We start from the raw sequence: 13,127 nt of genomic DNA, 5'->3' as shown, positions 1-13,127 counted from the left end.
TTGTTCCGTTTTGGGATTGCAAAGATAGCAACAAAGTTTCCAATTAAGCAAATCTTTTTTAAAAAAAATTTTCAGCACTATCTTTACGGCCGATCTTTAACCAATTTAATCAAATTATGCAATTCCTGGATTTCGAGAAACCTATCGCGGATTTATATGACCAGCTGGCTAAGCTGAAGGAAAACGGCGAAAAATCTGGCGTAGATGTTTCTGCTACAGTGAATGAATATGAGCTGAAAATTGCCAATACACGTCAGGGCATCTACGAGCACCTTACTGCCTGGCAGCGGGTACAGCTGAGCCGCCATCCGGACAGGCCCTATACTTTGGCGTATATCGAGAAGATGTGCACCAATTTTGTGGAACTGCATGGCGACCGTAATGTAAAAGACGACAAAGCAATGGTAGGCGGTTTCGCTGATCTGGATGGAGAAACCATCATGTTCATCGGGCAGCAGAAGGGTGTGAACACCAAGATGCGTCAGCTCAGGAACTTTGGTATGGCTAACCCGGAAGGTTACCGTAAGGCATTGCGCCTTATGAAACTGGCAGAAAGATTCAATAAGCCTATTGTTACGCTCATAGATACTCCCGGTGCCTATCCCGGTCTGGAAGCCGAAGAAAGAGGACAGGCGGAAGCTATTGCACGCAATCTCTTCGAAATGGTGAAGCTGCGTGTACCTGTTATCTGTATCATCATCGGTGAAGGTGCTTCCGGCGGCGCGTTGGGCATTGGTATCGGCGACCGTGTACTGATGCTGGAAAACAGCTGGTATACTGTTATCTCCCCGGAAAACTGTTCCACTATCCTCTGGCGCAGCTGGAACTTCAAGGAAAAAGCGGCAGAAGAGCTGAAGCTCACTTCTGACTACATGAGTCAATTTGGTCTGGTAGACGGCCTTGTGCGTGAACCACTCGGTGGCGCTCATGTAAATCCTGATGAAATGGCCGCCATACTTAAAACGAGGATCAAAGAGACACTGGCGGAATTAAAGAAAATCGATCCTGATGCCCGTATAGAACAGCGTATCGATAAGTTCTCCCGCATGGGTTTCTTTGAAGAACACTAAAAAAAATTTAGAGATCACAATAAAAAATTCGAATTTCGGCCTTCGGAATTCGAATTTTTTTATTTTTCCTATCACACATTATGCAACAACTAAGAGGCACCGGGGTGGCTTTGGTAACACCCTTTAAAGCGGATGAAAGCATAGACTGGAATGCTTTGGAGAAGCTGATCAACTACGTGATCGATGGTGGCGTTAATTATGTTGTGTCTCTCGGCACAACCGGTGAAACGCCCACCCTGTCTGCAGAAGAGAAGCTGGATTTGATAAAGTTCACTTTTGAAAAGGTGTCGAAGCGGGTGCCCGTTGTAGTGGGCATCGGCGGATATAATACAAGGGAAGTAGTAAAGCGGCTGGAAAAGTGCCCGCTGGATGAAGCGGCGGCTGTGCTCAGCGTTGCACCTTACTACAGCAAACCTACTCAGGAAGGTATCTATCAGCACTATAAAGCCATTGCAGCGGCATCACCCAAGCCGATCATCCTGTACAATGTGCCTGCACGTACAGGCCGCAATATGACGGCAGAAACCACGCTGCGCCTGGCCCGCGAGGTAGAGAACATTGTAGCGATGAAAGAAGCTTCCGGTGATATGATACAGTGTATGCAGATTTTACGCGATAAGCCAAAGGACTTTATGGTGGTGAGCGGCGATGATGCGCTGGCGCTTGCGCAGCTGGCCTGCGGTATGGATGGTGTGATCTCTGTGGCTGCGAACTATTTTGCTACTGATTTCTCATCTATGGTACATGCAGCGCTGATCAATGATTACCCGGCAGCACGTGAGTTGAATAACAGGTTACAGGAGGCTTTTGATCTGATGTTTGCTGAAAACAATCCTGCTGGTATTAAAGCATTCCTGCATCACGACGGCATTATGGAAAACGTGTTCCGTCTCCCGGTATTGCCTGCTTCTGACGAGTTGTATGCGAAGATCGGGGAGTACCTGAAGAAATAGGACTATGATTTATATGATTTTTGTGATTCGGATGATGAACAAAGATCAGCATATTTGATAAAAACGAATAACCCGCCGGTATTTTTCGGCGGGTTATTCGTTTTTATCAAATATATCAGGACTATCAATCAAATCACATTAATCACAGTTTAGATAAGATAGCTAACACCTTCCTCGGCAATATCTGTATTGGCAAATACGGGCCTGGTCTCATCCAGGAAGGGTTGGAGGTCTGTGTATTTGGATGAAAAGTGACCGATCAGCAGCCGTTTTACTCCGGCATCTGCTGCCAGGGTAGCGGCTTGTACGGTAGTGGTGTGATAACGTTCAGCCGCACGGTCGGCAAGATCATGGAGGTAAGTGGTTTCATGATAGATGGCATCGGCGCCTTTCAGCCAGAGTAGCAGGTTTACATCATAGATGGTGTCTGCGCAGTACACGTAACGTTTCCCTTTGCCGGGAGGTAGTGTTACCCAGTCGTTCTTCACAATGGTGCCGTCTTTCTTCTCATAATCGGCACCTTCCTGTAATTTACTGTAATAGGAGGCGGGAATCTCGTAGGCTCTGGCCTGTTCCGGTATCAGCTTGCGTTTACGTTTCTGCATTTCAAAAGAAAAACCGAAGCAGGTAATACGGTGCTGTGTGGGAAAACAGCTTACCCGCAGGTCTTTGTCTTCCAATATCAGCCCGCTGTAACCTGGTGTCAGGACTATAAACGACAATTCAAATTTCAGCACGGTGCCGGAGCAATCGAGCTGCAGGCGGATGATCTGCTCCAGTTCCGGCGGGCCGTATACGCTTAGTGGCTCTGTTCTGCTCATCAGGTTGAATGTATTGAGCAGGCCGATCAGTCCGAAATAATGATCGCCGTGGAGATGACTGATGAGTATATACCTGATCCTGCTGCGTTTGATCTTGTACAGTGTGATCTGTAACTGTGTGCCTTCGCCGCAGTCTACTAACAGCAACTGGTCGTTACAGGTAACTATCTGCGCTGTGGGATGTCTGTCCAGTGTGGGTATGGCTGAATTATTACCTAGTATTGTTACTGCAAACATAAAAATTACATTGAAAAATAGCGTTTAGCTTACCAGCTGCTCTACTCCAGTCCGTCCAGCAGCTCACGTTCCAGTTCTTCCATCATTACCAGGTCAATTGCTTCGGCCATGGTAGGAGTGATATTCAGTATTTCCGGGGCTTCAGCCTTCAGGTGTTGTGTTAATGCGTTGTTAAGGCCGGTTATCGCACAGGAGAGCTGGTTGTCATACATATGCTGATATACTGTAAAAATGGCTTGCAATCCGGAGGGATCGGCCGTTTGCACCAGATTCAGGTCCAGTATGAGATTGCGCCCATTCAGCTCGGGGAGATTGGTAATGGTTGTAATAAATTGTGCTGACAAATTAGCATCCAAGGCATCTTCTTCCGGACAAAAAACAACAATTTTTTCTTTGGTATCAATTTTGAATTTCATGCGTTGGACGTTGTTTTATACATTTAGAAAAAAGTTCTTCTGAATTGTGGGGAATCAACTTCAGGAAAAATACCCGCCGGAGATCTGAACAAAAACGACCGTCTCTTCGTAGATATTTTTGAAAATGATTGTCCCTACATAATTCGCAAAAATAACGTTATACTATTAAAGTGTAGGTTGTTGGAGTGCAAAAAAGGAATAACTTCAATTCATTAATAGCGTGATAATGTAAGTCAGAATTATTCGTTATTATTGTATAGGCAAGCCCCCGTAAGGGTTTTTGATCATTATAATAATCTCACAATGGACCAGAATTTTTCACCGCAAGTTAAGGAGATCATTTCGTTCAGCAGAGAGGAAGCTTTACGACTGGGAAATGACTTCATCGGTACAGAACACCTGCTGTTAGGTATTATCCGCGAAGGCGAAGGTACTGCCGTAAAGATTCTGCAGGCGCTGAATGTTGACCTCTATGAACTGCGCAAAGAGGTTGAGCTGGCTGTAAAAGATAAGACAGGAAAGAATATCGCTAATATTAATAGCCTCCCGCTTACCAGACAGGCAGAGAAAGTGATACGTGTTACGGTCCTCGAAGCCAAGGCACTGAAGAGTGCTACGGTGGAAACCGAACACCTCATGCTTTCAATACTCAAGAATAAGGAAAACGTTTGTACACAAATCTTACAACAATTCGACGTGGACTACGACACTTTTAAAAACGAACTGGGCTTTGTAAAGTCTGCTGATCCTAAATCAGAATTTGACGATCCGGGCGAAGAAGAGTTTGAGGACGAAAGAAAGAGTTACCAATCCAAAGCCAAACAGACAAATACCAAATCCAAGACGCCCGTACTGGATAACTTTGGTAGAGATATTACTAAGCTGGCCGAGAGTGGCAGCCTGGACCCGATTGTTGGCCGAGAGCAGGAAATAGAACGTGTTTCCCAGATCCTCTCCCGCCGTAAAAAGAACAATCCTATTCTCATCGGTGAGCCTGGTGTAGGTAAAACCGCTATCGTGGAAGGTTTGGCCCTCCGTATTGTGCAGCGCAAAGTATCCCGCGTGCTGTTTGACAAGCGCGTGGTAAGCCTTGACCTTGCTGCCCTGGTAGCTGGGACCAAATACCGCGGCCAGTTTGAAGAGAGGATGAAAGCCATCATGAACGAGCTCGAAAAGAACCGTGATGTGATCCTCTTCATCGATGAAATTCATACAATTGTTGGTGCTGGTGGCGCTTCTGGCTCCCTGGACGCTTCCAATATCTTTAAACCTGCCCTGGCAAGGGGAGAGCTCCAATGCATTGGCGCATCCACCCTCGATGAATACCGTATGTACATCGAGAAAGACGGCGCTCTTGACCGCCGCTTCCAGAAGGTAATGGTAGAACCGCCTAGTGTGGAAGAAACCATTCAGATTCTCAACAACATCAAGCCCCGTTATGAAGAATACCATAACGTAAGCTACACTGACGAAGCAATTGATGCCTGCGTGAAACTGAGCGACCGCTATATGACAGACCGTCTGCTGCCCGACAAGGCCATTGACGTGCTGGACGAAGTAGGCGCCCGCGTGCACCTGAAGAACATCAACGTGCCGCAGAATATCCTCGACCTGGAAAAACAGATCGAAGACATTAAGCAGGAAAAAAATAAAGTAGTAAAGAGCCAGCGCTTCGAAGAAGCCGCAGCCCTGCGCGATACTGAAAAGAAACTGGGTGAAGACCTGGAACGTGCAAAGGCCATGTGGGAAGAAGAGGTGAAGCATAAACGCTATCCGATTGACGAGGAAGCCATCGCGGAAGTAGTGAGCATGATGACCGGTATCCCTGTAAAAAGGATGGTACAGGCAGAAAGCGAAAAACTGCGCCGCATGGGAGAAGACCTCAAAGGCGCCGTGGTGGGCCAGGACGAAGCTATCAGCAAAGTCACCAAAGCCATCCAGCGTAACCGCGTAGGTCTGAAAGATCCTAAGAAGCCGATTGGTACCTTTATCTTCCTCGGTCCTACAGGGGTAGGTAAAACAGAGCTTGCCAAATCACTGGCCCGCTATATGTTTGATTCTGACGATGCGCTGATCCGTATCGATATGAGCGAATACATGGAGAAATTCTCTGTAAGCCGTCTTATTGGTGCGCCTCCGGGATATGTTGGTTATGAAGAAGGTGGTCAGCTGACTGAAAAGGTACGCCGTAAGCCTTACTCCGTAATCCTCCTGGATGAAATTGAAAAAGCACATCCGGATATCTATAACCTCCTGCTGCAGGTACTGGATGATGGTATCCTCACCGATGGCCTGGGCCGTAAGGTGGACTTTAAGAATACGCTCATCATCATGACCTCCAACATCGGGGCCCGCCAGCTGAAGGATTTCGGTGCAGGCGTAGGGTTCACTACTTCTACGAGGGCTACCAATGAGGAAGAGAATACCAAATCAGTGATCGAAAAGGCACTGAAACGTACCTTCTCTCCGGAGTTCCTGAACAGGATAGACGATGTGATCATCTTCAACTCTCTGGGCAAAGAACACATCTACACTATCATCGATATCACCATGAAGAGCGTGTTGAAACGTCTGAACACGCTGGGCTTCAGCCTTGAGCTCACTGACGAAGCAAAGAGTTTCCTCGCTGATAAGGGCTACGACCAGCAGTTTGGCGCCCGTCCGCTGCACAGGGCTATCCAGAAATACCTGGAAGATCCCCTGGCTGAGGAGATCCTCAACATGAACATTCATGATGGAGATATCCTGGTGGCTGATCTGGACAAAGAAAATCAGAAACTGGTGTTTACGCTGAAAAACAACTCTTCCAAGAGTAAATCTGAGAAGTCGTCAGAGGCGTAAATAACGAATAAGCTTTAAGAGCCTCCTCCGTTCAGCGGAGGAGGCTCTTTTTATTTCAGGGTAACCCAGGTAAATGACATGAATGTGTTAGCTTAATCAGTCTGTTTTTTTAGTAAAAGCCGAAATTCCCTTAATAAAAGAATTTTTCGAATATTGTAGGTAACACGAAAGGGGTGTGTGATGGGGGAGACATGATAGCTTTATTGAAATCCTTACTGTTATTGACTTTGATAGTGCTTTGACCAGATTGTAACCGATAGCATGGCTACGGTTTAAATGAGCAAAACCCTTGTATACATATTCTATATAGCATAATAATGTCATTTTTGATAAATAAATAATATGTTATTTTTGTAATAGAAAATTTTAACCTCGTACTGACTTGTTTTGGATAGCTGTGCAACAAAGTGATTACTGAAGTACCGGTGGTACATATATTATAAAAAAGGGGGAAAACAATCCCATTTATACCTAACGATTTATCCTTATATCTTATGAAGCAATCTTTACGCGTCATTATCCGCACTATGCTTATGGGCGGGATTACTTTAGTGGCTGTTCAGGCTGAAGCTCAGCTCAAGGTAGGTACGAATCCGACCAAGATCGAGAAAACGGCCATCCTGGAGTTGGAAAGTAAAAAACAGGGTCTCCTGCTTACCCGTCTGGATAACCTGACTGACATCGGCACAACCGTACCGGATGGTATGATCGTGTTTCTCAGGCAGAAAGACGGCACCAATGAAAAGGGTCTTTATTTACGTAAGGATAACGCCTGGGTACTGATAGCCAGTGCCTCGGATGCTTCCAGCAACTGGAGCCTGAAGGGAAACACCGGCGATGCTACCTCTTTCCTTGGTACTACCGGCAACTTTCCGCTGACCTTCAAAACAAATAACACAGAGAGATTGCGCATTACAGAAGGCGGTAACCTGCAGGCGGCTGCCGGTACGGTAACTGCTGGTACCAACGAGCTGGATGTGCTGGTGCTGAAAGCTGATGGTACAATCGTAAAAAGAACGATGACGAAAGATGTGTTCACGAATGCGGTACAGTCTATCAATGGTATTGATGGTGCTGTTACCCTGAAAGTGGATGCACAGGATACCTATAACAAACTGGATTTGGCGGTAACCGGCAGTACGCTGCAGATCAATGCTCCTATCATGAAAGGCGATCCTGCGCAGTTATATGGTTTCATGAGCCTCAGCGACTGGAATAAACTGAACAAACTGAGCAGCGCTAACGGTATCACCGTTACTTCCCTGATTAGCGCAGCGGCAGGTGCGGACCTGGACAAAGGCGCCCAGATTAAATATGTGAATGGCGCTTACGAACTGAGCATGATCAAAGCTGACGCCACCCACGCGGGTATTGTGTCTACTGATGCGCAGACATTCGCTGGTGATAAAACCTTCAACAACAAAGTGATTGTTAATGACAACATCACTGCAGGTCAAAACCTGGATGTACTGAAGAACCTGAATGTAACCGGTAATTTCCAGGTGATCACAGGTGGTAACACTGATCTGGGCGGAACGCTGAATGTAAGCGGTGCAACCACCTTGAAAGATCCATCTCTGAAACTTGAAACTACTCCCAATGCAGTAATACCTCCTAACTCTACAGACTTTGACTGGGTATTGGTGCGTGATGAGCAGTCCAAACTGGTATATAAAAGACAAATCAATCCATCTGCCTTCTCATCAGCCATCAACGCTATTAATGGTCTGAAAGGCCCGGCTATTACACTCTCGTATACAAATGCCGGTGGCAACGATGTGAAATTCTACAACGATCCTACTATCCCGAATGAGCTGAAATTAAATATCCCGAACGCTTCTGCTGCAGCAACAAGCGGTCTGATAACCAACGACCGTCAGGCTTTCGGTGGCGCAAAAGTTTTCGGAGATAGCGTGTATACCGGTAAATCCCTGAAAGTTGGTGATGTGGCAACAATTGCCAACTCCACCTTACAGGTTGCGGGTTCTGTATCTATGCCGCTCAACGTCGTAAATGCCGACTACACTATTACTCCAAACGATTATACTATCATCGTTAAAAGTGCTGCACCGGTAACTGTTACGCTGCCTTCTGCAAAAGATATCAAAGGCCGCATGTATACCATCAAGAAAGCGCCTGCAGTAAGTGGTGCTCCAGGCAGCGGTGCCGATGCCAACATCGACAATACCGTTACCATTGCAGCTCCTGCCACCAACTTCATCGAAGATGGCACCAGCACTACCATCAACAACGACTGGACTTTCATCACTGTACAGTCTGATGGTAACAACACCTGGTATATCATCAAGAAATAAGCGTGAAAAGTATTCAGGAACGGCTGTGATCTACACAGCCGTTCTATTCCATTGGGTCTTATTAAAAGTTGTTGTATGAAGCTGCAAGGGCTTACTAAAGTGTTGTGTGCTGGCGCATTCTCTCTCTGTATTACAGGCCGGCCGGCTGCTGCGCAACAGTTGAAACTGGGCGTCAATCCTACTGCTATCAATAAACTGGCATTGCTGGAACTGAATAGTGACAGACAAGGGCTGCTGCTCAGCAGGGTGCCGTTGTCCCGCATTCAGGCAGGAGGAAGTATGCTCAGCGCACCGGAGGGAATGCTGGTATATGTGAAGGAGGACAAATGCCTGTATATCAGGAAAGACCTCACCTGGCAGAAAGTGGCCGATTTCGGAAGCATTACTACAGATAATGTTGCAGAAGGAACCACCAACTTATATTTTACAACAGCGAGAGCGAGAGCTGCTTTCAGCGCAGGGACGGGCATCTCCATCACCGGTGGCTCGATTGCCAATACCGGTGTGCTCAGCTTTGCGGGGCGTACGGGAGCGATTACTCCTGTGGCTACTGATTATGCTTCGTTCTATACTCCCATTGGCCGGAATATTACTATCAATACCGGCACGGGTATTAAAAGTGTAACGCCATCCGTGACGCAGGATCTTTCGGCAGACAGAACATGGACTATCACTGCGGATAATACCAATGGTATCTGGAATGCCAGCCAATTACTGAGCTATCAGCTTGATTTTACTACTGCTCCGGCAGCCAACAACGTACTTACCTTTAACGGTACTACCAAAAAATGGGAGGCTAAACCTGTCTCTACATTTGATCCTTCCCGTAAACTGTCTGTCACCCCCGGTTCGGGCGTATTATCTGTGACGCCCGCTATAACACAGGATCTCAGCGCTGACCGTAACTGGATCATTAATGTAGATAGCTCAAAAAATATCTGGAATGCTAACAAGATCCAGAAGAACCCCGTCATTGACAGTATGCCCGGAGACGGCGATGTACTGAAATGGAATAAAACAAGAAATTTATTTGTACCGTCACCGGATATTACCGGCGGTGCATCTTACGGCGATCTGGCTGATGCAGATATTTCAAACGCCAATGCCCCAGATCCGAAATACAGGATGAAGATCTGGAAAGGGTATTTTGCAAAAGTGGTCAATGGTCCTGAAACCGGACCTGGTGGCGCCTGGGCATGGAGTGTACTGGCTTTCCAGAATACAGTTCCAGGGACACCTCCAACAGAATATACCACACAATTATATTTCGACAAGAACACCCTTGGCATCAGGGAGTGGAAAGGTAGTTCCACTGTGCCTCTGACAGATGGTGGTAATCCATGGTATAAGGTGGTGACCACACATGGAGCTAATCAATTTACAGATGGAGGATTGATCTTCGCCGGTAAAACAAACGATGCCACCACGGAAGTGAGGCAGGATGCCAGCAAGCTATTCTGGGATAATACATCCAAAGAACTTGGTATTGGAACAAATGCTCCAAACTCTACAGTGCATGTGGAAGGTTCCATTTCTTTTAAGCCCAGAGTGTTGCTGAATGCGGCAAATAATACTACCCTGAATGCTGATGCTACTATGTATACAATCATTGTTAAGAGGGATGATGGGCTTACTAACAGGGCAGCTACTGTAAACCTGCCCGCAACTACCAATAACATTGGCAGAATCTATATAATAAGAAGACTGTATACAGGAGGATCCACTGGTACTGTAACTGTCAGATCTGCGTCTGGAGATGTGATTAATGGAAATGCAACCAATATACCAATGAGTGGTACCGGTGTTCCTCAATCAATCATGATTCAGTGCATCAGCGATGGGGAATGGGCTACACTGGCTACATTATAATTATGAAAGCATTTCTGATCTCCATATTATTCCTTTGTATCACCCTGAGCTGTTCGGCTCAGGAGGGCGTCTGCATTCCGGCGGGCGGCACGGTATGGATCTCCGGGAATACGGGTGTGGGTGTGTTTTCTGATATGACCAACAATGGTATACTTGGTACCAACCCTTCTGCTGTTTTGTACTTTCTCAGTAAGAAATGGACTAACGGTAACGGATCAACGCTTCCTGATGAAAGTGCTGACGGTCTTTCCGGCACCGGTGGTAAATTTCTTTTTTCACCTCTTAATCCGCTCAGCGGGAATGTAGGGCAGCAGGTGGTTTTCGGCAGCTATAGTATTGCTTCACGTACCGGCGCCAGTTTTCCCAACTTAGAGCTGGACAACAGTGCGGGGCTGCTGCTCGATGATTTCAGTGATCTCAAGATCAGGAACAATCTGCATTTCACGAACGGCCATATTTTCCTCAACGGCTGGAATCTCCAGGTGGGAGAGCGTTCACCGGGATCGATTACCGGCTACAGCGATCAGCGTTTTGTGGTTACCGGACCAGGTGTAGCGGGTGGCGCACTTTACCGGTCAGGCATAAACGAAGTGTCCGGGAAAGTGGTGTTTCCTGTGGGAACCATTGTAGGCAGCTATTCCCCGGCTGCAGTACAACATACTGGGATTGCAGATAATTTCAGCATGCGTGTATATGATAGCGTCTATACAATGGCCGCCAGTGGCGCTGCATATCCTGACAGCTTTGTGAATAAGACATGGCACATAGGCCGCCAGGACGTTACCGGCGGTGAGACTTCTGTGATCCTGCAACACGACAATGCCGACGAACTGCCCGCTTATGCAACTTATCGCGACAGCAGTTTCATTACCCGCTTTAAAGGTATGCTATGGGACAGTGTACCTTATCTGCCTGTATTGCCGGCAACGGGTAACTTGACCACCGGTCCGCTGGTGGGTGCTTCTGTTATGCATATCAGGAGTTTCAGCGGACTGGGCGCCAGCGAATATTTTACAAAAACAGCCCTTTTCTACAATGCTCTGCCGGCCGTGTTTATGGGCTTCGAAGCATACAGAACGGCACCGGTGATGGTGCAGCTCGATTGGACCACCAGTCGTGAGATCAACAATTTGCAGTTTGAAGTGGAGCGCCGGTACGAACATGAAAGCGGGTTTACGAGGATTGGGACCGTACCGACCAAAGCCTTTAACGGCAACAGTAATACGCCATTGGCGTATGGCTGGCAGGACCTCAATGATTATGGCGACTGGACCTATTATCGCATAAAGGCGGTAGGCCGTAATGGTAAAGTTGTGTATACTGAGATTAAAAAGGTGCCTCCGTTTGTACAGATAGACGTGTTCCCGAACCCGAACAACGGTAAGTTCAAAGTGCGTATCCGTGGTATCCGCGGAAATCTTTCCATGCAACTGCGCGATACATGGAGCCAGGTTATGCGTCATTATGATATTACTGCAGATACTGATATCAATATCTCGGATCTGCCGTCGGGCGCTTATTTCATCGTTATATATCACAAGGATACCCAGAAAGTGGCGTACACCTGTAAGGTGATCGTCACCCAATAATGATTTTGGAATTTAGGAATTACTTGATTTTGGAATTTATAAATGTGGAGATGATCTCCTTTGCATTTATGAATTCCAAAATCAAGTAATTCCCAAATTCCAAAATCATTTTGCTTTTGTCACATAATTGACTCAATTTTGTAGGGGCATTTCTACATCCAATCCTAAAATATCAAGGTTGAAAAAAATAATCATCACGATAGATGGCTACTCTTCATGTGGCAAAAGTACGCTGGCGAAACAGCTTGCTACGAAGCTCGATTATGTGTATATCGACAGCGGCGCCATGTATCGTGCAATTACCTTATATTTTATACAGAACCGTGTTGACTGGAACGTTACGGAAGAAGTGGTCAATGCGTTGAAAGATGTACATCTTGAGTTTATGTACAACCCGGTGAGCAATGCCAGCGAGATGTTTCTGAATGGGGAGAATGTGGAGCATTTTATCCGTGAGATGGTGATCGCTGAGAAAGTAAGTGAAGTGGCAGCGGTGAAAGAAGTGCGTGAGTTTGCTGTGGCGCAGCAAAAGAAAATGGGCACCCGTAAAGGAATAGTAATGGATGGCCGTGATATAGGAACGGTGGTGTTTCCACATGCAGAACTGAAGATCTTCATGACTGCCGACATTACAGTAAGAGTAGAAAGGCGTTTCAAAGAGTTGTTTGAAAAGAATAAAAGTATTACCATAGAAGAGGTAAAAGAAAACCTGGAGCTCAGGGATTATATTGATGCCAACCGTGAAATAAGCCCGCTCCGTAAAGCCGAAGATGCTATCATTCTGGATAACAGCCAGTTGAACATGGAAGAGCAACTGGAGCTTGTGATGCAGTGGGTAGAGGATGCGATTATGGCGCATACCTGATGAAATAAAATTTTCTTTTATTGAAAGTCTTTTATACATTTGCGTTGTTCCTGTATGCAGGAACTTTATCCCGATAATTTTCCACATCCTTAAGAATTTCCTGCGTAATAATTACTGACAAGTTAAGTGAGTCTATCTTAGACCTCATGCT

The 13,127-nt window shown here is 46.4% G+C and carries 9 protein-coding genes; 7 read left to right on the top strand and 2 right to left on the bottom strand.

Annotation, left to right across the window (positions count from 1 at the left end):
- The first annotated feature begins 116 nt into the window (after nucleotides 1-116).
- A complete protein-coding gene (locus VM802_RS07640) occupies nucleotides 117-1,070 on the top strand; it encodes an acetyl-CoA carboxylase carboxyltransferase subunit alpha (protein WP_325529233.1) in 954 nt (317 codons plus the stop codon).
- Nucleotides 1,071-1,150: 80 nt separating this feature from the next.
- Nucleotides 1,151-2,023, top strand: a complete 873-nt coding sequence (gene dapA / locus VM802_RS07635; RefSeq protein ID WP_325529232.1) for a 4-hydroxy-tetrahydrodipicolinate synthase — start codon at nucleotides 1,151-1,153, stop codon at nucleotides 2,021-2,023.
- 149 nt (nucleotides 2,024-2,172) lie between these two features.
- On the opposite strand, the gene VM802_RS07630 is transcribed toward dapA, so the two are convergent.
- Both VM802_RS07630 and VM802_RS07625 read right to left on the bottom strand, forming a co-directional pair.
- Entirely contained in the window at nucleotides 2,173-3,081 is a 909-nt protein-coding gene (locus tag VM802_RS07630; protein ID WP_325529231.1) for a ribonuclease Z, read from the bottom strand.
- Nucleotides 3,082-3,122: 41 nt separating this feature from the next.
- Nucleotides 3,123-3,497, bottom strand: coding sequence for an STAS domain-containing protein (locus VM802_RS07625; protein WP_325529230.1), 375 nt, complete (start codon nucleotides 3,495-3,497; stop codon nucleotides 3,123-3,125).
- Nucleotides 3,498-3,800: 303 nt separating this feature from the next.
- On the opposite strand from VM802_RS07625, the gene VM802_RS07620 reads away from it, so the two are divergent.
- The 5 genes from VM802_RS07620 (at nucleotide 3,801) to cmk (ending at nucleotide 12,976) form a co-directional block, all read left to right on the top strand.
- Nucleotides 3,801-6,338: an ATP-dependent Clp protease ATP-binding subunit gene (locus VM802_RS07620; RefSeq protein WP_325529229.1), complete on the top strand. Its 2,538-nt coding sequence runs from the start codon at nucleotides 3,801-3,803 to the stop codon at nucleotides 6,336-6,338.
- A 494-nt stretch (nucleotides 6,339-6,832) separates the two neighbouring features.
- Nucleotides 6,833-8,653 carry a phage tail-like protein gene (locus tag VM802_RS07615; RefSeq protein WP_325529228.1) on the top strand — a complete coding sequence of 607 codons (1,821 nt, stop codon included), beginning with the start codon at nucleotides 6,833-6,835 and terminating at the stop codon, nucleotides 8,651-8,653.
- Nucleotides 8,654-8,728: 75 nt separating this feature from the next.
- The gene (locus VM802_RS07610; protein ID WP_325529227.1) at nucleotides 8,729-10,522 is read left to right on the top strand and encodes a phage tail-like protein; all 1,794 of its coding nucleotides are present in this window, start codon (nucleotides 8,729-8,731) and stop codon (nucleotides 10,520-10,522) included.
- Between the two features lie 2 nt (nucleotides 10,523-10,524).
- A complete protein-coding gene (locus VM802_RS07605) occupies nucleotides 10,525-12,111 on the top strand; it encodes a T9SS type A sorting domain-containing protein (RefSeq protein WP_325529226.1) in 1,587 nt (528 codons plus the stop codon).
- A 178-nt stretch (nucleotides 12,112-12,289) separates the two neighbouring features.
- Nucleotides 12,290-12,976, top strand: a complete 687-nt coding sequence (cmk, locus tag VM802_RS07600) for a (d)CMP kinase (RefSeq protein WP_325529225.1) — start codon at nucleotides 12,290-12,292, stop codon at nucleotides 12,974-12,976.
- The last annotated feature ends 151 nt before the right edge of the window (nucleotides 12,977-13,127 follow it).

It is taken from the genome of Chitinophaga sp. (genome assembly GCF_035538455.1).
In the GTDB taxonomy this organism is placed as follows: domain Bacteria; phylum Bacteroidota; class Bacteroidia; order Chitinophagales; family Chitinophagaceae; genus Chitinophaga.
Note: the sequence above shows the minus strand (reverse complement) of the source record. Positions and strands in the feature narration are given on the sequence as shown.

Excerpts from the sequence above, each read along its gene's own strand:
- VM802_RS07640 (WP_325529233.1), top strand. The coding sequence starts at position 117 with ATGCAATTCCTGGATTTCGAGAAACCTATCGCGGATTTATATGACCAG.
- dapA (WP_325529232.1), top strand. The coding sequence starts at position 1,151 with ATGCAACAACTAAGAGGCACCGGGGTGGCTTTGGTAACACCCTTTAAA.
- VM802_RS07630 (WP_325529231.1), bottom strand. The coding sequence starts at position 3,081 with ATGTTTGCAGTAACAATACTAGGTAATAATTCAGCCATACCCACACTG.
- VM802_RS07625 (WP_325529230.1), bottom strand. The coding sequence starts at position 3,497 with ATGAAATTCAAAATTGATACCAAAGAAAAAATTGTTGTTTTTTGTCCG.
- VM802_RS07620 (WP_325529229.1), top strand. The coding sequence starts at position 3,801 with ATGGACCAGAATTTTTCACCGCAAGTTAAGGAGATCATTTCGTTCAGC.
- VM802_RS07615 (WP_325529228.1), top strand. The coding sequence starts at position 6,833 with ATGAAGCAATCTTTACGCGTCATTATCCGCACTATGCTTATGGGCGGG.
- VM802_RS07610 (WP_325529227.1), top strand. The coding sequence starts at position 8,729 with ATGAAGCTGCAAGGGCTTACTAAAGTGTTGTGTGCTGGCGCATTCTCT.
- VM802_RS07605 (WP_325529226.1), top strand. The coding sequence starts at position 10,525 with ATGAAAGCATTTCTGATCTCCATATTATTCCTTTGTATCACCCTGAGC.